The sequence below is a fragment of the Thermococcus thioreducens genome, assembly GCF_002214545.1.
Lineage (GTDB): Archaea > Methanobacteriota_B > Thermococci > Thermococcales > Thermococcaceae > Thermococcus > Thermococcus thioreducens.
In genome coordinates this window covers 574,933-595,959 of record NZ_CP015105.1, presented here as the reverse complement: position 1 = coordinate 595,959, position 21,027 = coordinate 574,933, and the positions used below count along the sequence as shown (strand labels likewise).

Below are 21,027 nucleotides of genomic sequence, written 5' to 3'. Positions count from 1 at the left end.
CATCTCCCTACTTGCCGTGCCCTCCCATTCAGTGAAGGCTGGAGAGGCCGACCTTCTCTATGGTTCCGGGGGAATGGTGATAGCGAACGAAGAGATCATCATAGGTGATAGGGGAGACTACATCTGGGGCTACGAGAATGAAACTGGCGGCTACGTAATGCAGTTCCCCACCGGCTATGAGAAGTGGGACGAGCTGATTGCCTGCGATGTCAACGGCGACGGAAAGGCGGAGATAATCCAGGGCGACAGGAGCACGGATAAGGTGTACTACTACGACATGTATGGAAACGAGCTTTTCAAATGGGACTTCGGTTTTGAAGAAGGCGATGATCTGGCCTGCATAAGACTGGGTTTTGAAGGGAGAGAACCCTTCTACAAAATACTCTTTGCAGACAGAAACGATTTCATTTACCTTGGTTACGGTAGTAGTTTTTCACTCCATTCAGAGAGCATGGGAAATCTTGATTTTGAATACGGAGACAGTATCGTGGCGGCGGATATCGACGACGAAGCGACGAGTCAGGAGTTCATACTCGCGGACCACGACAAAAACAAGATGTGGATATATGATTTCCCAATGCCAAATTCACCGCCGGGTCTTGTTGGTTCCCTTGATCTGGAGGACTACTTTGACCTCACCCCAAGGGACGAAGTAAGTGCGGGGGATGTAAACCTGGACGGGAGGGAGGAGATAGTTATTGCCACACAGGACAACGACAACGGAGGTGCGAAGAGGGGAATCCACATTTTCAGCATTGAGTACCGCAACGGGATGTACAGTCTCAATGAGCTGAGCTATTTTGCGATTCCTTTTAAAAAGGGTGGCAGGATGGTGGTGGGAGACGTCAACGCCGATGGTGTTGACGAGATAGTCTGGGCCTCCCAGGACGGAAGGGTAAGGGTCTATAACATGGCCGGCGACCTGTTGAACGGCCCGAACGGCCTCAAGACTGAGTTCACATACGGTGCTGGTCTGGCCGTCGGAGATATAAACGGGGACTCAATCGCCGTTGGGCCTCCAAACAGAGGAACCCTCCATGTGGTGGACACGGTCTTGGCGGTTATCAACGCCCCACCGGTTGACTTCGACGTCATAAACGAAACGGGTATTTTCTATTCGGAGTTCATCAACAAACAGACTCAGACGTCAATAGCCTCTGTTAAGGCCACCCACGATGTTAAGCTGACGGCAGAGCTAAAGTACAAGGAGGGAATTGGTAGGCTTGTTTCAACGGAGTTCAACATAAAAACCTCACTTGGGTATAAGCTACAGAAGGAGACAGGTCAGTCCTATGAGACGACCATAACTTACAGGATGCTCTCCGATATGGCCGACGGTGCCCTCTACGTGAGCACTGACTATGATGTGTACGAGTTCCCGATAATATCTCCCCCTGAACTGGCGGTCATAAACGGAAAGCAGCAGTACATCCTGGTTACAATCCCCAAGGGGCCACCCAACGTTCACTTCGTGAACTACGACTCGAACCTTCATGAAATAGGGGACATCAACACGTATCCAACGAGAATAACTGAGCTCAGGAACTACGATGCCTCCAACGTCCTTGGAGTATTCACAATTGAGGCCGGAAAGGTGGGGAGCTCGTATGAGCAGTACATGAAACAGCTCAACTGGAAGAAGAACACAAACACCTTCAGCCTCGGGATTTCCATAGGCGTGAAAGCATCACTTGGCAGCGGGGTTATAGCTGGTTTTGAAGGGTCTTTCAGAGGGGATTACGGCTACGAAAAGGTCAGCACCCACGAGGTCAAGTTCTCGGATGAGACCAGTGTTTTGGTGGCATATGATGGCCGCATCGAGGATTCAGAGAAGTGGTATAATGTCACCGGCGTAATCTACACGGACAGCGAGGACGGGCATCTGGTGCTCGACTTCTACGTGCCGAGCAAGGGCTCTTACTATGAAAACAGGGAGAACAGCCCAATAATCATTGACCTCGGTCTTTTCAAGATAAACTACAATGCATTTAAGGCCCTCAACAAGCCCCCGGAGTGCTCGATTGAGGTGACCCCGGATTCAGGGAAGATGCCCCTCAAAACTGACTTCTTGCTCCATCTAACCGACCCCGAAAACGGAAGCTTAAGATGGGAGATGGACTTCGGCGATGGCTTTAGGAGCGAAGGCAATGCCACCAGGATAACTCGTGTCTATCCAGAAGAGGGAACCTACCAGGCAACGCTGAGGGTTTACGATCCGTGGGGGGCCAACGCGACATGCCGTGTAACGATAAATGTCCAACACAACGAAAAGCCCATGGCGCTTTTCAGCTACTCGCCAGCGGAGCTGAAGGTCGGTGAAGAGGTAAGATTCATAGACAGCTCCACTGACCCTGATGGAGAAGTTGCAGGCTGGAACTGGAACTTCGGAGACGGAAGCACCTCGACCGAGAGGAACCCCAGGCATACCTATTCTCAGCCGGGCAAATACACCGTCCTGCTGACGGTCGAGGATGAGAGCGGCCTTAAGAATGCCTACTCCAAGGAGATAACCGTTGAACCAAGGAACTACCTGCCCACCGCGGACTTCACATTCCTACCGAGGGAGCCGAAAGCCGGGGAGGAGGTAAGCTTTGCGGACAAGTCCCACGACAGGGATGGAGAAGTGGTAAGCTGGAGCTGGGACTTTGGAGATGGAGGTACATCAAGCGAGGCCGAGCCTGTTCATGCCTTCGAGAAGGCCGGCAACTACACTGTAACGCTGACGGTAACGGACGACGCAGGAGGGGAGGACGTCAAGAGACTAACCATAGAGGTCTCCACCAAACCTACCTCCTCTCCGACCGAAACAACATCAACCGAAGCCCCAACGACCACCCAAAGACAGACTCCGTCAGAAACATCAGAAACAAGCGAAAGCAACTCCCCCAGTCCGACCGCTCAACCCACAACCACTTCCGCAAGTCCAGAGCCGTCCCAAACTGAGGCTGGGGGTACCTGCGGCCCGGGACTGATAGCGGTTCTGGCGATCCTGGTTGCCCTCTGGAGGAGGCGCTGACTCCCCCATTTAATTTTGACCAAAGTGTTAAATACTTCCGGACGGCTAATTATTCTGAGGTGTTCTGAGATGGAAGAGATTCTGAAGGCAATCGAGGAAAAAGACTGCAAAAAGGTTGCAACCCTTCTGTACCACAGGGTTGACGAGCTGGGCGACGAGGAGCTTAAAGAGGTCCTCGAAAAGGCCGAAAAGCTCGCCCTGGAGTGCGGTGATTTCGAACTGTACAAGCTCACCGTTTACTACTTCCACGAGCTTCTGGGCATAGACAAGCTGAGCGAGTTTGAAAAGATGGCCGAGGAGAAGGACACCTTTGAGGTAAAGTTTGAGCTGGCCGACCTCTACTACCTGATAGGAGAGCTTGAAAAGAGCCTCGACCTTTACAGGGCACTGCTTGAAGAGGAGACCGAGAAGGGGAACAAGGAGAACATAGCGAAAATCTACTACGCCATGGCGCTCATCCACGAGGAACTCCAGGAGTACGAAAAGGCCATAGGGCTCATGGAAAAGGCGGAGGAGATATACCGCGAGCTCGAAAACGAGGACGAGGTTCTGAGGATAGCCATCCACAAGGCGTACGTTCTCTTCGAATCCGGGGAAACCTACGAGGCAAAGGCAATGCTCGCCGGTCTTCTACCAAGGGTCTTAGACAAGAGCGACCTCCTCGTTGAGATACACCTCAGCTTCGAGGAGATATTTGAGGAGGACGAGAACTACGATGCCGCTTTGCAGGAGTGTCTCTACGCACTGATTCATGCCAGAGGAAGCGACTACGAGGATATCGCCTTCGGTTCGCTGATGGACGTCCTCTGGCAGCTGTTCCTTGAGGACGACTTCGAGACGGTTTACCTGCACATGGATATGTTCGCCAAAGCAATGCCGGAGCTGGCGGACTTCTTCGAGGCCGTGAAGGCGATAGCCCTCTACAAGGACGGCAAGATCGAGGCGGAAGAGGCAGGAAAAGCCATAGAAAAGGTCAAGGACCCGCGCCTGCTAGACCTTCTTGAGTTCCTCGGAGAGGCCGAGATGTGAACTCGGCTCAAAAGAAGACCGATGGTTCCCATGGAACGGAAAACCAAAACCGCCGTTCTCCTTTCATTTCTATCCCCGTTATTCGCGGAGGTGCTGAGCGGCTCCACCCCACCCCTGGAGGCCCTTACCAATCCCCTCTCATTTCCCCTCCTGTGGGCCTACTACGGTGCTGGCGTTCTCCTCGTCCGGGAGGCCTGGATCCGGTGGGGGAGGAACTACCTGAGGCTCATGCTCCTCGGCTTTGCCTACGGAATCATCGAGGAGGGGCTCGTTTTAAAGTCCTGGTTCAACCCGGAGTGGCCGGATTTAGGTATCTTGGGTATCTATGGAAGAGCCTGGGGGGTCAACGCCGCCTGGGCGGTGTGGCTGACGATATTCCACTCCCTGATGAGCATAGCCATCCCGATAATGGTGGTAGATGCCCTCCATCAGGAGTTCCGGAACGAGAGTCTTCTCGGAAAGCGGGGAATCCTGCTTACATCAGCGTCGTTTCTGCTGTCAGGTGCAGTGTTCTTCGCAGTCCTGGGCTCCTACAGGGTGCCGGCACTTCAGTACATCCTCACGATAATCCTCACGGTGCTCCTGCTGATCCTCGCAAGGAAGGTAAAAATGAAGACTCTCTTCAAGCGCGGCATTCCAAGGAGACATCCCTTCGTCTATGGCTTCACTGTCTCCTTCGCGTTGTTCTTTATCTTCACAGCCTTCCCCCACTCCTCAGTACACCCCGTTGTGCCCTCTGTCCTCGGACTTATGGTAACCCTCCACTTCTACTCCACACCTTCCCATCTGGACGAGAGGAGAAAGTATGCCCTAGCCCTGGGCTTTCTGGCATTCTGGTTCGTGCCCTACGACATAATCCTCGAACTCAACGGCATGAGGGGTGAGGCCCTCCTGGGCGTTGGTACCTTCGCCTTTCTTGGGTGGAGGCTGAAGAGAATGAGAGCCAGTGAACCCGAGGTTTGAAACCAGTTCATTTTTAAGAGCGTGACCCTAAAACCTAGAGGAGGGATTGAAAATGCACGAGTGGGCACTGGCAGATGGTATAGTTAGAACCGCCCTCGATTACGCCCAGAAGGAAGGGGCAACAAAGCTCCTCGCAGTAAGGGTCGTCCTCGGAGAGCTCCAAGATGTGAACGCAGAGATAGTCGAGTTCGCAATGAAGGAGCTCCTAAAGGGGACGATAGGAGAGGGAGCGGAGATAGAGTTCGTCGAGGAGGAAGCCCTTTTTAAGTGCCGTGACTGCGGTCACGAGTGGAAGCTGAAGGAGGTCAAAGAAAGCTTCGATGAGCGCATAAAGGAGGACATACACTTCATCCCCGAGGTAGTACACGCGTTTCTAGCCTGTCCGAAGTGCGGGAGCAGGGACTTTGAGGTTCTCCAGGGGAGGGGAGTCTACATAAGCGGCATAAAGATCGAGAAGGAGGGAGAGGCATGATAAGCATAGACCCGCGCGTCAAGGGCATAGAGGGCAGGCTTGAGAAGGTGAAGCGCATAATCCCCGTCGTCAGCGGGAAGGGCGGTGTAGGAAAGTCCCTTGTCTCCACCACACTGGCCCTCGTTCTGGCGGAGAAGGGTTACAAGGTTGGACTGCTTGACCTCGACTTCCACGGCGCGAGCGACCACGTGATTCTCGGCTTCGAGCCAAAGGAGTTCCCCGAGGAGGAGTACGGTGTAATCCCGCCGACGGTTCACGGAATAAAGTTCATGAGCATCGTCTACTACTCCGAGGACAAACCCACACCCATGAGGGGCATGGAGATAAGCGATGCCCTCATCGAGCTCCTCGCCATAACGCGCTGGGACGAGCTGGACTACCTCATCATAGACATGCCCCCCGGCCTCGGCGACCAGTTCCTCGACGTGCTGAGGTTCCTCAAGAGGGGCGAGTTCCTCGTCGTTGCAACGCCGTCGAAGCTGTCAATCAACGTCGTTGAAAAGCTTCTGACCCTTCTCAGGGAGAGGGAACACAGAATCCTCGGAATCATCGAGAACCTCAAGCTGGACGAGGAGAAGGACATAGAGGAGCTGGCTAAGAGGTTTGACGTGCCATATCTGACCGGCATACCGCTGTACAGAGACTTGGAAGGGAAGATAGGAAAGCCGGACGGGCTGCTGAGGACGGAGTTCGCGGACAGGATAAGGGAGATTGCCCAGAAGATCTGAGCCGACCGAGATTTTTCTTTTATTAAATTCAAAATTCTGCGTGGCGGGGTGTTGAGATGGAACTCTCCGACCTCCTAAAAAACGCCGAAAGGGTGGTAATCTGCGGCATAGGGAACGACGTTAGGGGCGACGATGCCTTCGGAGTAATCGTCGCAGAGAGGCTGAAAGAGCTCGTAAAAAATCCGAACGTTCTCATCCTGAACTGCGGAGAGGTTCCGGAAAGCTACACCGGAAAGATAGTTGAGTTCAAACCCGACCTCGTGGTCTTTGTGGATGCCGTTGACTTCGGCGGTGAGCACGGGGAGCTCGTTATAGCCGACCCGGAGGGGACGCTGGGGGATGCCGTCTCAACGCACAGCCTGCCGCTGAGGGTGCTCGTGGGATACCTGAAGTCCAGAACCAACGCGAAGTTCCTCCTCATAGGCTGTCAGCCAAAGGTTCTGGGCCTTTTCCAGGCGCCGAGCGAGGTAATCATTGAAAAGGCGGAGGCCCTGGCGGGGTCTCTGGCAGAGCTCCTCAACGGGATGTGATCCAATGGGGCTGAGGGCGCTCCTGCTGGTGGCCAGCGCCTTCTCCATCCCCTCGTTCCTCCTTGACCTGAAGGCGGGAGAAAACCGCAGCTAGACTAAAAAGGTGGTTAATACCTCAAAAGAGAGTACGGCTGAGCTTTTTCAGGTCTTCCTTCCTGTTGACGTTGAAGAGGCCGAGAAGCCACTCCTCCGGAACGGACTCAAGGCCGATGTAGCAGGCGTCCGTAGACCGGATGGCCCTGTTCAGGGCGTAGTCGCCGTTCCCAATCCTTTGTTCGAGCACTGATCTGAATTCAGCAGGATATACCGCATGGAGCGGTTCAAGGTAGCCGTTTTCCCACCTCGGGACGCATACTCTTCCCCCGCTCCTCTCGAACCGGGCGATTATGTAATCAACGAATTCGGGAACTATTAGGGGCATGTCGCCGGCGACTATAAAGGCATCTCCCAGCCCCAGCGCCGTGTAGACGCCGCTTATCGGGCCCAGGAGCATCCTGTCAACCACCACCCGGTAGCCCAGCTCCTCCAGCGCACGGGCGTTTTCGGGGGAGGCCACTACAACGATCTTATCTATAAGCGAAGCGGATTCAAGCCTTTCAAAGGCATACTGGATGAGCGGCTTTCCATCTACTCTGAAAAGTAGTTTATCTCTTTCAAAACGCCGGCTTTTGCCCCCAGCCAGAAGGATGCCCAGCATGATACATGGTCGGATTCCAGACTTTTAGGGTTGACGGTTGAAAACCTATGGTTCCGGAAAGGCCTAAAAAAGCACCGGCTGAATTATCAATGGGTGACACAAAATGTGCTTGGCTGTTCCGGCGAAGGTACTTGAAATAAAGGGAAACGTCGCGATAGTCGATTTCGGCGGCGTTAAGAGAGAAGCACGCCTTGACCTGCTCCCTGACGTTGAAGTTGGCGATTACGTCATAGTGCACACGGGATTCGCGATAGAAAAGCTGGACGAGGAAAGGGCGAGGGAGATACTCGAAGCGTGGGACGAGGTCTTTAGGATAACCAGGGGTGAGGAGCTCCCGGGAGGGAACTAAGATGCTGGAGAAGTTCAAGGACAGGGAGCTCGCCCAGAGGATAGTCAGGCAGATACACGAAGAGGCAAAGGGCCTCGACGAGCTCCGCTTCATGCACGTCTGCGGGACCCACGAAGACACGGTGACCCGCTCCGGAATCCGCTCCCTCTTGCCGGACAACATCAAGATAGTCAGCGGCCCGGGCTGTCCCGTCTGTATAACCCCTGTCGAGGACATAGTGAAGATGCAGGAGATAATGAGGCAGGCCTACGCCGAGGGGGACAGGATAATCCTCACCACCTTTGGGGACATGTATAAGATCCCGACCCCGAGGGGTAGCTTCGCTGACTTAAGGAGCGAGGGCTACGATGTCAGGGTCGTCTATTCGATCTTCGATGCATACAAAATAGCCAAGGAAAACCCCGACAGGACGGTCGTGCACTTCTCACCGGGCTTCGAGACGACCACAGCCCCGGCCGCGGGAATGCTCAACGCCGTTGCCGAGGAAGGGCTGGAAAACTTCAAAATATACTCCGTCCACCGCCTGACTCCCCCGGCCGTTGAGGTGCTTGTAAAGCAGGGGACAAGATTCCACGGCCTCATCGACCCCGGCCACGTCTCCACGATAATCGGCGTAAGGGGCTGGGAGTACATAACGACCGACTACGGCATACCTCAGGTCATAGCCGGCTTCGAGCCGGTTGACATGCTGCTGGCAATACTCCTCCTAGTCAGGATGGTCAAGAACGGTGAGGTCAAGATACTAAACGAGTACACGCGAGTCGTTAAATACGAGGGCAATGTTGTCGCTCAAAAGCTCATAGACAAGTTCTTCGAGGTTAAAGACGCCAGGTGGCGCGCACTCGGCGTCATGCCCAAGAGCGGCCTTGAGCTGAGGAAGGAGTGGAAAGACCTGGAGATAAGGACGTACTACGACCCGGAGGTCCCAAAGCTGCCCGACCTCGAAAAGGGCTGCATCTGCGGTGCGATACTTCGCGGTCTGGCTCTGCCCCCGCAGTGCCCGCACTTCGGCAAGACATGCACGCCGAGGAGTCCAATAGGACCATGTATGGTCTCTTACGAAGGAACCTGCAGCATTTTCTACAAGTACGGGGCTTTATTCTAACACCAAAGGTTAAAAACTCCCCTCCCGTTTTCAACTTTTGGTTTTAGAAACCTATAAAGGCCCAGATTACCAAGAAGGAACCGGTGAGAGGAATGAAAGCTTACAGGCTTCACGTTCAGGGTATCGTTCAGGCCGTCGGCTTCCGCCCCTTCGTTTACAGGATAGCACATGAGCATGGGTTGAGGGGCTACGTCAAGAACCTCGGCGATGCAGGCGTCGAGATAGTGGTCGAGGGTAATGAGGGAAATATAGAGGCCTTTATCCGAGACCTCTACGCAAAGAAACCTCCCCTCGCAAGGATAGAGAGCGTGGACAAAAAAGAGATACCCCTCCAGGGATTCGACCGGTTCTACATCGAAAAGAGCTCTCAGGGTGGGGGTGGTGGGGACTCGATAATCCCCCCGGACATAGCGATATGCGACGACTGTCTGAGGGAGCTTTTTGACCCGACCGACAAGCGCTACATGTACCCCTTCATAGTCTGCACCAACTGCGGGCCGAGGTTCACGATCATAGAAGATCTGCCATACGACAGAATCAACACCACGATGAGAGAGTTCCCGATGTGCGACTACTGCGAGAGCGAGTACAGAGACCCGCTCAACAGACGCTATCATGCAGAACCCGTCTGCTGTCCTGTCTGCGGGCCGAGCTACCGTCTCTACACTAACGACGGGGAGGAAATCATTGGAGACCCGCTGAAAAAGGCGGCGGCGCTCATCGATAAGGGATACATAGTGGCGGTAAAGGGTATCGGCGGGATCCACCTCGCCTGTGACGCCACCAACGAGGAAGCTGTTGCGGAGCTGAGGAGGAGAACCCACAGGCCCCAGAAGCCCTTCGCAATAATGGCGAAGGACGTCGAGACTGTGGAGGAGTTCGCCTTCCTAAGCAGAGAGGAGCTTGAGGAGCTGACCTCATACCGGAGACCGATAATAACCCTCCGCAAGAAGGAACCCTTTCCCCTGCCGGAGAACCTTGCCCCGGGACTTCACACAATAGGCGTTATGCTCCCATACGCGGGAACCCACTACATCCTCTTCCACTGGAGCAGAAGCAAAGTCTACGTCATGACTTCTGCCAACTACCCGGGAATGCCCATGGTAAAGGACAACGACCGGGCCTTCGAGGAGCTGAAGGACGTTGCGGACTACTTCCTCCTTCACAACAGGAAGATACTCAACAGAGCCGACGACAGCGTTGTGCGCTTCGTGGACGGAAGGAGGGCGGTTATAAGAAGGAGCAGGGGCTTCGTGCCTCTGCCGATAGAGATACCCTTTGAATACAGCGGCCTGGCCGTTGGGGCCGAACTGATGAACGCCTTCGGTGTGGCAAAGAACGGGAAGGTCTACCCGAGCCAGTACATAGGCAACACGTCCAAAGTTGAGGTTCTTGAGTTCATAGAAAAAGCCATAGGGCACTTCAAGAGACTCCTTCGCGTTAAGGACTTCGACTTAATCATAGCTGACCTTCATCCGAGCTACAACACGACAAAGCTGGCCATGGAGATGGCCAATCAGCTCGATATAGAGTTCCTCCAGGTGCAACACCACTACGCCCACATAGCGAGCATTATGGCCGAAAACGGCCTGGATGAGATAATAGGCATAGCCATTGATGGCGTCGGATACGGTACAGACGGCCACACATGGGGCGGTGAGGTTATATACCTGAGCTACGAGGACGTCGAAAGGCTGGCCCACATAGACTACTACCCGCTCCCCGGCGGAGATCTGGCAAGCTACTACCCGCTGAGGGCGCTTATGGGGGTACTGAGCAAGGTCTACAGTATAGATGAGCTGGAGGGGATAATAGAGAGGTGCTGTCCCAAGGCGGTAGAGAGCCTCCGCTACGGGAAGGTCGAGTTCAAAGTGATCCTGAACCAGCTCGCGAAGGGAATAAACACTGGCTATGCGTCCTCAACGGGAAGAGTCCTCGACGCTTTCGCTGTGCTCCTCAACGTAGCATACAGAAGGCACTACGAGGGCGAGCCTGCCATGAAACTTGAGAGCTTCGCGATGCGCGGCAAGAACGACCTCAAGTTTGAGGTTCCAGTCGAGGGCGAGCTGATAAAGGTTGATGAGCTGTTCAGGGACGCTTTGGAGGCCCTAGACAGGGCCGCCCCAGCGGACATAGCCTACTCGGTTCACCTGGCCCTTGGAAGGGCATTCGCCGAAACGGCAATAGAAAGGGCGCGGGAGTTTGGTGTGAAGAACATCGGAATAAGCGGTGGAGTCGCCTTCAATGAGCTCATAGTCAAGACAGTCAGGAAAATCGTCGAAAGCAACGGACTCAAATTCCACACGACCCACGAGGTGCCGCGCGGCGACAACGGGATAAACGTGGGGCAGGCCTTCCTCGGCGGCCTGTACCTTGAGGGATACCTCACGAGGGAGGACCTGACGCTGTGAAGGGAAAGGATTTAATCAGAAAGAGACAATCATCAGATAGGTGTGGCTGATGCCTATAATCCAGAGAGAAGAACTGGAAAAGATCCTGCGTGAGGTGAAGTCCCGTTTGCAAGAAATCCTCGGCGATGACTTAGTGGAGGTAATCCTCTTCGGCTCATACGCGAGGGGAGAGGCAAGGGAAGACAGCGACGTTGATGTGCTGGTTGTGGTTAAGAGATGGCCCAGTGTTGAGGAACTTGAGGGAATCGGTAAGCTTTCGGCGGGATTGGTTCTGAAGTACGGCGTGGTGTTCTCACTGATTCCATACGTTGAAAACCCCAAAATGTCCAGCGATCCGTTGATATGGAACGTTAGTACCGAGGGGATCAGGATATGAAAGAGAGAATTCCGTTGATGATTAATAAGGCAGAAAGAAGTCTCGAAGCGGCGAGAACACTCCACAAAAGTGGCATGTACGACTTCGCAGTTTCGAGGGCTTATTATACCATGTTCTACTGCGCTGAGGCGATTCTGCTAACGAAGGGGATAAGCGTCTCAAAGCACTCGGCGTTGATAGCTCTTCTTGGCAAGGAGTTCGTGAAGACCGGTGAAGTTCCCTACAGGTTCTTTACTTACATCACGCTTGCCTTTGAGGTAAGACAGGTAGGTGACTACTCTGTAATGAACGACATCCCTGAGGAGACGTCTCTGCAACAGATTAAGCACGCCGAGGAGTTCCTTGAATTCACAAGGCAATACCTCTCATCTAAAGGCTTTTTGGAGGAATGAGTATGGTGGAGAAAATAAAGCTCGAACACGGAGCAGGCGGAGAAATAATGGAGGAGCTCTTGAGGGACGTCATACTGAGGACATTGACCCTCAAGAGCGCAGGAGGAATCGGGCTGGATGCCCTCGACGATGGAGCGACGATACCCCTCGGAGATAAGCACATCGTCTTCACGATAGACGGGCACACAGTGAGGCCGCTCTTCTTTCCGGGGGGAGACATCGGCCGTCTTTCAGTCAGCGGGACGGTGAATGATCTAGCGGTCATGGGAGCAAGGCCCCTCGCTCTGGCCAACTCCATGATAATCGGCGAGGGGTTCGACGGTGAAGACCTGAAGAAAATCCTCCGCTCGATGGATGAAACGGCCAAGGAAGTGCCTGTCCCCATAGTCACCGGCGACACCAAGGTCGTCGAGGACGAGATAGGAATCTTCGTCATAACAGCTGGAATCGGAATCGCTGAGAGGCCGGTAACCGACTCGGGGGCGAAGGTCGGCGATACCGTCCTCGTCAGCGGCACCGTTGGCGACCACGGGATAGCGCTGATGAGCCACCGCGAGGGGATAGCCTTCGAGACCGAGCTGGAGAGCGACGTGGCCCCGGTATGGGAGGTCGTTGAGGCGGTAGCCAAAGCAATAGGCTGGGAGAACATCCATGCCATGAAGGATCCGACGAGGGGCGGACTGAGCAACGCCCTCAATGAGATGGCCAGAAAAGCGGACGTCGGTATACTCATAAGGGAGAACGATGTCCCCGTCAGGCCGGAGGTCAGGGCGGCGAGCGACATGCTCGGAATAAGCCCCTTCGATGTGGCCAACGAGGGCAAGGTCGTCATGGTCGTTCCAAGGGAGCACGCGGAGGAAGCGCTGGAGGCTATGAGGCGCACTGAGAAGGGCAAGAACGCGGCCATAATAGGCGAGGTCATAGACCGCTATAGGGGTAAAGTTCTGGTCGAGACAGGCATAGGCGGAAAACGCTTCCTTGAGCCACCTGCTGGAGACCCCGTACCGAGGGTCTGCTGAGTTTTCCCATTTTTGTCCTTAACCTTGGGTTAGGGAAAGCTATAAATCGTCTTCTCCCGAGTTCTACTCGGTGAGAGCATGATAATCGCAAAACCATGCGTAACGATGAAGGGCATCGTCATAAGCGGCTATTCATGGGAGCGCCAGGTGAAGGTCGATCTGACCAGAACTGCGCAGTGTCTCAGGGAGAGGGGGTACACGGTAAAGAAGCTCCTGCCGGGGATGATGCTGATCCTTGAAATGGAAGGCTACGAAGTCAGCGTCTACCCAAGCGGCAAGATAATAATCAAACTGCTGGAGGACTCGAAGACGGGCGAATCCATCGCCCGTGTGATATATGACTGTGCTGGAGTTCTGGAGGTGGTTTCATGAGGATCCCGGAGGATGTTAGGAAGGACATACCCCTGACTTCAGAGGTCATATACTTCGACAACACGGCCACTTCGCTCACGCCGAGGCCGGTTATAGAGGCGATGGACGAGTACTACCTCAGGTACCGCGCCAACGTCCACAGGGGAATACACAGGCTCTCCCAGATGGCAACCCACAAGTACGAGGAGAGCAGGAAGGTGGTTGCCGATTTCCTCAACGCCAAGTTCGAGGAGATAGTATTCACCAAGAACACGAGCGAGAGCCTCAATTTAGTTGCCCTCGGCCTTGAGCACATCTTCAAGCCCGGCGACAGGATAGTGACGACTCCCTACGAGCACCACTCCGATCTGCTCCCCTGGCAGAGGTTAGCGAAAAAGCTCGGCCTGAAGCTGGAGTTCATCGAGGGCGACGACGAGGGCAACCTGGACTTGAGCGACGCAGAGAGGAAGATTAAAGGTGCAAAGCTTGTAGCAGTTCAGCACGTCTCCAACGCCCTCGGCGTTATCCACGAGGTCGAGGAGCTTGGCAAGATGGCCAAGGAAGCTGGAGCGATATTCGTCGTCGATGCCGCCCAGAGCACCGGCCACATGGAGGTCGATGTAAGGAAGATGAACGCCGACTTCCTCGGACTTTCCGGCCACAAGGGGCCGATGGGGCCCACGGGAATTGGGGTCCTCTACATCAACGAGGAGTTCTTCGATACTTTCGAGCCCCCACTGATAGGCGGAGGGACGATAGAGGATGTTGACCTGTGCTGCTACAAGCTGACCGAGCCTCCCGAAAGGTTCGAGGCAGGAACGCCCAACATAGGCGGTGCGATAGGTCTCGCCGCCGGAATAAGGTACATAGAGAAAATAGGGATAGACAAGATCGAAAGACAGGAGCACAAGCTGGTCAAGAGGATAACAGAGGGGCTTGATGAGCTGGAAGTTCCGTGGTACGGGCCGAGGAACCTGAAGAAACACGCCGGTGTCGTGAGCTTCAACGTTCCCGGCCTTCACCCCCACGACGTTGCCGCGGTTCTCGACAACCACAACATCATGGTTAGGAGTGGCCACCACTGTGCTTTACCTGTTATGAAGAGGCTCGGAATAAACGGCACCGTAAGAGCGTCATTCCACGTCTACAACAGCCTTGAAGAGGTCGAGACTTTCCTCGGCGTCATGGAGGAGCTGGTGAGGAGCCTGAGGTGATTTCCATCTTTTCCTTTGAAAGACTGTAGTTCGGGAAAAGTGAATCAAAGGGGCAGCTCCCCCCACTCCACGTTTATCGTTTCTGGAGTGCGGTAGATGAAGGCCGCCTCCCCCTTGTGGACGTGCTTCCTCATCGGGCCCGGTGGGACGCCGTTCGTCTCGTAGATGACGCTCTGGGTGTCAGGGTCGTGGTAGAGAACCAGGCTCGGGCCGGCTAAGTTCATTATAGAATCTATGGCGTACTGCGTCGCGAGAATCGTTACCCTCGCCCGAAGGGGCCTCGTTATGAGCGGTATTGCGGCACCGCCGGCTGTGGTGTACGCCAAAACGGCCGCATCGTTGACCCCTATCATCGTCCTCCTCCTGTGCCTGACCCCCGCACTTACAACCAGAAACGCTATACCCGCAAGGGTTATGCTGTAGGTCTCCCCCAGCTCCACCAGAATGTTATCTCCAAACTCGGGGGGCCTTCCGGAATAGAATGCCTCGTCCAGGAGAGTGTAGCTTTCCCGGATAACCTCGGCGTATTTTCCGTCTGACTTAACTGCCTCTGGAACGCTCTTCACCTTTCCGGCAAGGAAATCGGCGTAGAGTCTTTCCGTCAGGGTTCTGTCGAGCCCGTAAACCGTCTGGACTATCGTTGCCGCGGTGTAGCCGTCGAGAAGGCCTTTCTCAGCCAGGACTATGGGGTCGAGACCCGTTCCCTGGCCATCCCTTATCCGGATGATGGTGTCAAAACCTTCCTCTGGAAACTCTCCCTCCGTGTCGAAGATAACGATCCCGTAGTCAATTTCCCGGTACCTATCCGCAAAGTACTTCAGCGCTTTTCCCGGCCACTCATCCATGCCGAATATCTTGAGGGTTCTCCCGTGGTAAGCGGGGTCGTAGAAGGTGTCCTCACCCTCCCGCTCAAAGAGCCTAACCGCTATACGGCTGTACTTCATGGGGTTCACCGGTTGGAAATAGGGGAAGGTTCTATAAACGGCTTCTGGTTTAAATGCCTAAACGACCCTAACGAGCCTCTCCATCCAGGGGCCCACACGAACCCGGATATACCCTCTGAGCTTTTTATCCACCTCCCTATCCCCAGTATAAACCCTGAGCGGGCCGTTTTCAAGCTTGGAAGGTGTTGCCACGACGATTATGTCCTCCCGGGGAATCCTCCTCAACACCTCCGCTGAGAACTGCTGATTCCCCCTCCCGAAAAGGAACCCGAGACCGCCTATAACCGTGACAACCACCCTGGGTCCTCTATCGGCAAAACGGAGCAGGTCCTTTTCAGTGGCATCCCTAACAACGAGCCTGGCCTTGCCGTCCCTAACCTCAACAACGTCAACCCCGAGGAGGGTTCCCTCTATTCCCAGTCTGTCCTTTATCCTCTTCACCGTCGAACCGGAGCCAAGGAAGTATATTCCATCGTCCTCCAGGATTTCCTCGGCGACGGCTTCAGCTATCGCCTCAAGCTCGTCTTCCTCGCTGAGGGGAATCCTCTCCTTGCTGCCCTGCACAAGGGTCTCGACAACCGGGACGATGGCCTTCCCGTAGGTCCTCGCTTTAACCTCGTCGTGGCGGTAGGCGTCTTCATCTATATCCCTTACCTCACGCTCCTCCAGCCTGGCGCGCCCGTGGAGAAAATCCACCAGAACCCTCGCCGCGTCCTCCGGAGAGGTGGCAAAGACACCGGAGTACATCTTAACCCCCGTAGGGATTCCAAGGATCGGAAGATTCTCATCGATTGCCCCAACCACATCCCTGGCCGTTCCGTCTCCGCCCGCAAAAAGGAGGAGATCAACCCTTCCACGCATCCTTCTCGCAAGCTCCCTGGTATCTTCTGAGGTCGTGTCCGGTATCCTGACCCCATCGACTTCCCGGTAGCCGATTTCCCTGTGCCGTATCACCTCAAACTCAAAGTCAAACTCCCTAAGAACGTCCTCTCCCAGTGGGGCCGGGCCCGTAATGAACCTTATTCCACCGGCCTCGTCGTAGTGGGAGAGCTCCTCCAGAAAGAGCCTCACAAGGTCGTGAGCAATAGGCCTGGCCCCCCTCCTAATCGCTTCTTCGACGACCCCGTCGGTGCCTTTGAGTGCGACCTTGCCGCCCATTCCGGCTATTGGGTTGATTATAAGGCCTATCATCCTCTCACCTCATGTACCTCCTCGCAAAGACTGTCAGGAACACCGCCCACATGAACATTCCGAACAGAGCCTCCACCGAGGCGATGACCCTGCCGACGCCTATCGGGTGGTAGTCCCCATAGCCCAGGGTGGTTGCGGTAACAACGCTGAAGTACTCGTAGTCGAGGAAGCTCATACTCCCTGACAACCCCTCAACGCTTTTGGTCAGGAAGAAGAGCAGGGGGAAGAAGACGTTGACCGCGCCAAGCCATATCAGTATGGGCCTCTTCCAGTCGGTACCGTATTTGCAGGTCAGGTCCGCGAAAAGCCACTCAAAGAGCGCCTCCATTTTGAGGAAAAGCCTTTTAATGCCCCTCCTCCTTCCGGCCAGGCGGGACTGCCTTTTCTCCACCATCTCCAGATAATAGTACCGGTCGGCCCTCTCAAAGTCCCCGTTCCTCTCCCAGCTTATCCTTGCGAGGCGGTAGAGCACCTCCGCCGCGCGGTGGCTGTTGAACCTGCACCCCTCGACCTCAACGAATCCTTCAACGCTGAGTTCAACCGGGATGTTGGGCAGAACAGTCGAGTTCCAAGCGAAGTCTCCGTTGAATGAGACTCTGCGGAATATCATGTTGCCCATGACCCTCGTATGAACAAACTCTGGATTCTTAAGCCAGCTGGCAAGGATCTCCGCGTGCCCGAAGATGTCAAGGTTCTCAAGGACGAGGTTGCCGTGGAACCGCCTTATACTCAACCTCACCTGTCTTTTGAACCTGGCCGCCCTGTCAAATTGGATGTCACGCATAATAAGGGAGGTGGCTTTAACGCTCCTCTCGGACGATGAAGAGGGCCTTATCCCGTGCTCCTCCAGTATCTTCCTCATAAGGGGATATCGGACGTTAATTCCAATCCTTCTCACGTTCTCCAGGCCGCTCAGCTCTATCCTGCCCACGGCCCGTTTCTCACCGTACTCCTCCTCCCATTTCTCACCTCCGCCGACATACTCGGTGGAGTTTATCATGAGGTAGCGGACGCTCGAATTCCTGACATACACGGAGTTGGAGAACCTCACCCTCAGCAGGTTCAGGCCGAAGACGTGGGAACCGTGGAGGAGGAACGTCCCCAGCTCACTCCCGAATACAACGAGTCTGCCCACCCGGGAGTTGTAGAATGTTATCCCGGGAACGTTCGCCGAGTCAAAGAGTATCGTCTTCACGCGGGAGTTCTTGAAGACTATGGACTTTTCGGCACGGAAATCACTGATTTTAACGTCGTACAGGTAAACTCCCTCAAAATAAGTCTGACCCGCCTTGAGTCTTCTGAGGAAGGCCTCTTCCTTGACCTTCTTTATCTCCTCACCCAAAAGCCGCTCCCCCTCATCGTAGGGGATATGGAGGGGACAGTACTTTGAACCCTCAACCGGTTTTAGCCTGCACTTCTGCCCGTTCTCGTAGGTGTACTCACACATGGCTCTCCCGGGTAAACTCGTTTCCCGAATAATTAAGGTTTTCTACTTTGCGGATTCCACCAACGTCTCCGCCGGCAGGGAAAAGCTCCCCGAACAAGTCGAATGAACACATAAATACATTAAAGCCGCTTTTGAATCGGGAACCTTTTTAAACCGAACCCGCCTCCCCGAGGCCTCAAGGTGAGAAAAATGAGTCAGAGGGTAGCAGTCGCGGTGAGAAACGCGTCAGTAGCAAACCGCTACCGCTATATCCCGAAGATGCCCAGGTGGTTCTACTCCTTCGTGCCCTTCAAGGTGGCCACCGGCGGAAGCTCCGCCCTGGTTAGTCTGTACCTCCTTGAACTCGGAGGTAATGCATCAACCGTTGGTCTGGCCTTTGCCCTCGCGAGCTTGGCCTCTATGCTCGGCGCCTTATTCTGGGGCAGGCTGAGCGACAGAACCCTCAGGAGGAAGCCATTCATACTGCTGGGTTTTGCGAGTGTTCCGGTATTCCTTACCCTGATGTCGCTGGCGAAAACACCCGCCCAGCTCATTGCGGTAAACACGGCCTACGCGTTCTTTCTTGCATCGACCCTTTCGGTACCCATAGCCTTGGTTCTTAGAAGCGTCAGAAAGCACAGCTGGGACTACGGCATAGGAAAGTTTAACGAGGTAAGCGGATGGGGATGGGTCCTCGGCCTTGTACTGGGGTTTGGGCTGTCCAGGTTTATGACTATACCCCAGCTGTTCCTGACCTTTGGTCTGATGGGAGTCCCATCGATCGTTATGGGGGAGCGCATGATACGCGAGGTGCCCATCTATATCAACAGAAAATCCATCAGGGCGTTTGGAAACTACGTTGTTGAAAAGGCCAGATACATGCCGTCCTTTATACTCCACACAAACTTCAGCCTTCCGGAGGGCCTGGGGAGATTCTATCTGGCTTTCCTCCTGTTCTGGATAGCCGCTGGACTGTACTTCCCCCAGATGCCCGTGCTCCTTTCGGACAATGGTTATTCCCGTGAGATAATTTATCTGGCCCTGATAGCCAACTCGGCGATAGCGGCCCTTAACTACACCCGCGTGGGTGCGGGCATGGGGAGGAACAGGGAGGGCACCCTGAGGAAAGGCCTCATGCTCCGTGCAGGGGCGTTTATTGCGGTAATGGTGGGCATCTTCCTTTCACCGGCACTGCTACCCCTTGCCTTTGCTTCATATGCCCTCGCTGGCTACTCCTGGACATTCATCAGCGTCTCTTCAACGGCCATAGTGAGCGAAAAAGCCGGAGAAAAGGAGAAGGGCAGTGCCATGGGTACGTACAACGTGATAAGCTCTGCTGGATACATAACCGGGAGCGCAATAAGCGGTGCGCTCATATCATCGGCCGGATTTGGGGCGACGTTTGGACTCGGACTTGCCCTGCTCGGTGGGAGCATAGCCCTGCTGAGAAAATGAAGAAAGGTCAGAACTTGAGAACCCTGGCGAGGACGATAAGCGGATCCCACACCGGAGCGAAGGGCGGTGCGTATGCCAGGTCGGTGAAGAAAACGTCCTTCGTTGTGAAGCCCGCCGTCAGCATGGCGGCGGCGCTGTCTATTCTCGGCAGTATCTCGGCACCGACCGCCTGGACACCGAGGAGTCTGCCGGTCTCGTTGTCGACGACGCCCTTGAGCCATATCTCCCTTCCGCCCGGATAGTAGTGGGGCTTTGTCCTGGCCTTTATGAACGCGGTTCTGACGTCGTAGCCTTCTTTGAGAGCCTCGGCCTCAGTTAGGCCGGTCTTCCCAATCTCCAGGTCAAGGAACTTGGTTATGCTCGTTCCAAGCACTCCCGGGAAGTGGATATCCTTTCCTGCTATGTTGCTTCCGGCGACGTAGCCCATCTTGTTGCCGGCCGGTGCGAGGGGCATCCAGACGCGCCTGCCGGTGATGAGATGCTTTGTCTCGGCAACGTCACCGGCAGCGTAGACATTTTCAACGCTAGTCTCCATCCTCTCGTTCGTCCATATAGCCCCGGTTTCACCTATCCTCACGCCCAGCTCTCTGGCCAGCTCGGTGTTCGGCTTTATGCCCGTCGCCACAATAACCATGTCTGCTTTGTATTCGCCGGCGTCGGTGATAACTCTCTCGACTTTTCCATTGCCCTCAAAGCGCAGGGTGCTCTCATTCAGCCGGAGATTGAGGTTCTCCTTCAGCTTCGCCTCTACGATATCGGTAATCTCCCTGTCGAAGGTTTTCCTCAGAACCCTCTCACTCCTGCCGATGAGGGTAACGTTCTTGCCCCTCGCAACGAAGGCCTCCGCCATTTCAAGGGCGATGTACCCTGTGCCTATGACAACAACGTCCCTAACGTCGTGCTTCTCCATGTACCCGGTTATGGCAACGGCATCCGGGGGCAAATCCGCCGTAAAAACACCCTCCAGACCAAAGCCCTCAATCTCTGGAAGGCTCGGAGAGGCACCGTTGGCGAAGACTAGGTAGTCCCACTCGTAGGTGTGCTCCCCATCCTCCTCCCTGACGCGGACGCTTCCCTGTTCCACCTCTACGACCTCCGCCTTCATGTGGAGGTCTATGCCGCGCTTCTTGATGAAGACCTCCGGAGGATAGTGCATGAGCTTCTCCTTTGGCGAGATGCCCTCGACCACGTAGGGCACACCGCAGGGAGCGTGGCTGACCCATTCCGTTGCCTCGAAGACCTTTACGTCCCACTCAGGTTTGAGCCTCTTGACGCGGGACGCGGCACTCATTCCGGCCGCTCCACCGCCTATGATAACTATCGTTTTTCTCATTCTCCATCACCGAGAAGGGTTCAAAA

20 protein-coding genes are annotated in these 21,027 nt (G+C 54.9%); 15 read left to right on the top strand and 5 right to left on the bottom strand.

The genetic code is table 11. From position 1 onward, the window contains the following. The first annotated feature begins 73 nt into the window (after positions 1-73). The 6 genes from A3L14_RS03230 (at position 74) to A3L14_RS03205 (ending at position 6,738) form a co-directional block, all read left to right on the top strand. Positions 74-3,016 (top strand): PKD domain-containing protein, encoded by a 2,943-nt coding sequence (locus tag A3L14_RS03230; protein WP_169786413.1) that lies wholly within the window; start codon positions 74-76, stop codon positions 3,014-3,016. A gap of 69 nt (positions 3,017-3,085) precedes the next feature. Next, positions 3,086-4,045, top strand: coding sequence for a tetratricopeptide repeat protein (locus A3L14_RS03225; protein WP_055429090.1), 960 nt, complete (start codon positions 3,086-3,088; stop codon positions 4,043-4,045). A gap of 30 nt (positions 4,046-4,075) precedes the next feature. Then, positions 4,076-5,008, top strand: coding sequence for a hypothetical protein (locus A3L14_RS03220; RefSeq protein ID WP_055429126.1), 933 nt, complete (start codon positions 4,076-4,078; stop codon positions 5,006-5,008). A 52-nt stretch (positions 5,009-5,060) separates the two neighbouring features. Next, positions 5,061-5,480: a hydrogenase nickel incorporation protein HypA gene (hypA, locus tag A3L14_RS03215; RefSeq protein WP_055429091.1), complete on the top strand. Its 420-nt coding sequence runs from the start codon at positions 5,061-5,063 to the stop codon at positions 5,478-5,480. Beyond that, positions 5,477-6,208 (top strand): Mrp/NBP35 family ATP-binding protein, encoded by a 732-nt coding sequence (locus A3L14_RS03210; RefSeq protein ID WP_055429092.1) that lies wholly within the window; start codon positions 5,477-5,479, stop codon positions 6,206-6,208. Before hypA ends, A3L14_RS03210 begins: the two co-directional genes overlap by 4 nt. A gap of 56 nt (positions 6,209-6,264) precedes the next feature. Beyond that, entirely contained in the window at positions 6,265-6,738 is a 474-nt protein-coding gene (locus tag A3L14_RS03205; protein ID WP_055429093.1) for a hydrogenase 3 maturation endopeptidase HyCI, read from the top strand. A gap of 115 nt (positions 6,739-6,853) precedes the next feature. On the opposite strand, the gene mobA is transcribed toward A3L14_RS03205, so the two are convergent. Next, positions 6,854-7,435, bottom strand: a complete 582-nt coding sequence (gene mobA / locus A3L14_RS03200; protein WP_055429094.1) for a molybdenum cofactor guanylyltransferase MobA — start codon at positions 7,433-7,435, stop codon at positions 6,854-6,856. Between the two features lie 103 nt (positions 7,436-7,538). On the opposite strand from mobA, the gene A3L14_RS03195 reads away from it, so the two are divergent. The 8 genes from A3L14_RS03195 to A3L14_RS03160 all read left to right on the top strand — a co-directional run bounded on the left by A3L14_RS03195 (position 7,539) and on the right by A3L14_RS03160 (position 14,652). Then, complete coding sequence (locus A3L14_RS03195; RefSeq protein WP_055429095.1) at positions 7,539-7,784, top strand: HypC/HybG/HupF family hydrogenase formation chaperone; 246 nt, start codon at positions 7,539-7,541, stop codon at positions 7,782-7,784. Position 7,785: 1 nt separating this feature from the next. Next, entirely contained in the window at positions 7,786-8,889 is a 1,104-nt protein-coding gene (gene hypD / locus A3L14_RS03190) for a hydrogenase formation protein HypD (RefSeq protein ID WP_055429096.1), read from the top strand. A 92-nt stretch (positions 8,890-8,981) separates the two neighbouring features. Beyond that, the gene (gene hypF, locus A3L14_RS03185) at positions 8,982-11,300 is read left to right on the top strand and encodes a carbamoyltransferase HypF (RefSeq protein ID WP_055429097.1); all 2,319 of its coding nucleotides are present in this window, start codon (positions 8,982-8,984) and stop codon (positions 11,298-11,300) included. A gap of 49 nt (positions 11,301-11,349) precedes the next feature. Continuing rightward, positions 11,350-11,676 carry a nucleotidyltransferase domain-containing protein gene (locus A3L14_RS03180; protein ID WP_055429098.1) on the top strand — a complete coding sequence of 109 codons (327 nt, stop codon included), beginning with the start codon at positions 11,350-11,352 and terminating at the stop codon, positions 11,674-11,676. Then, positions 11,673-12,068: a HEPN domain-containing protein gene (locus A3L14_RS03175; protein WP_055429099.1), complete on the top strand. Its 396-nt coding sequence runs from the start codon at positions 11,673-11,675 to the stop codon at positions 12,066-12,068. The genes A3L14_RS03180 and A3L14_RS03175 overlap by 4 nt, the downstream gene beginning before the upstream one ends. 2 nt (positions 12,069-12,070) lie before the next feature. Then, positions 12,071-13,087 (top strand): hydrogenase expression/formation protein HypE, encoded by a 1,017-nt coding sequence (hypE, locus tag A3L14_RS03170; protein WP_055429100.1) that lies wholly within the window; start codon positions 12,071-12,073, stop codon positions 13,085-13,087. Between the two features lie 78 nt (positions 13,088-13,165). Beyond that, positions 13,166-13,459 carry a hypothetical protein gene (locus A3L14_RS03165; protein WP_055429101.1) on the top strand — a complete coding sequence of 98 codons (294 nt, stop codon included), beginning with the start codon at positions 13,166-13,168 and terminating at the stop codon, positions 13,457-13,459. Further along, the gene (locus A3L14_RS03160; RefSeq protein ID WP_055429102.1) at positions 13,456-14,652 is read left to right on the top strand and encodes a cysteine desulfurase; all 1,197 of its coding nucleotides are present in this window, start codon (positions 13,456-13,458) and stop codon (positions 14,650-14,652) included. Before A3L14_RS03165 ends, A3L14_RS03160 begins: the two co-directional genes overlap by 4 nt. Before the next feature lie 44 nt (positions 14,653-14,696). Here A3L14_RS03160 and A3L14_RS03155 read toward each other — a convergent pair whose 3' ends face one another. From A3L14_RS03155 to A3L14_RS03145, 3 genes are read right to left on the bottom strand one after another with little or no spacing between them, the layout of a single operon-like run. Beyond that, entirely contained in the window at positions 14,697-15,596 is a 900-nt protein-coding gene (locus tag A3L14_RS03155; RefSeq protein ID WP_055429103.1) for a hypothetical protein, read from the bottom strand. A 57-nt stretch (positions 15,597-15,653) separates the two neighbouring features. Next, positions 15,654-16,787 carry an ATP-NAD kinase family protein gene (locus A3L14_RS03150; protein ID WP_055429104.1) on the bottom strand — a complete coding sequence of 378 codons (1,134 nt, stop codon included), beginning with the start codon at positions 16,785-16,787 and terminating at the stop codon, positions 15,654-15,656. Positions 16,788-16,791: 4 nt separating this feature from the next. Then, positions 16,792-18,234, bottom strand: a complete 1,443-nt coding sequence (locus A3L14_RS03145; RefSeq protein ID WP_055429105.1) for a potassium channel family protein — start codon at positions 18,232-18,234, stop codon at positions 16,792-16,794. Positions 18,235-18,423: 189 nt separating this feature from the next. Between A3L14_RS03145 and A3L14_RS03140 the strand changes: the two genes are divergently transcribed. Continuing rightward, positions 18,424-19,668: an MFS transporter gene (locus A3L14_RS03140; protein ID WP_055429106.1), complete on the top strand. Its 1,245-nt coding sequence runs from the start codon at positions 18,424-18,426 to the stop codon at positions 19,666-19,668. A gap of 7 nt (positions 19,669-19,675) precedes the next feature. Here the strand turns inward: A3L14_RS03140 and cdr are convergent, their stop codons facing one another. Then, the gene (gene cdr, locus A3L14_RS03135) at positions 19,676-21,001 is read right to left on the bottom strand and encodes a CoA-disulfide reductase (protein ID WP_055429107.1); all 1,326 of its coding nucleotides are present in this window, start codon (positions 20,999-21,001) and stop codon (positions 19,676-19,678) included. Positions 21,002-21,027 lie beyond the last annotated feature (26 nt).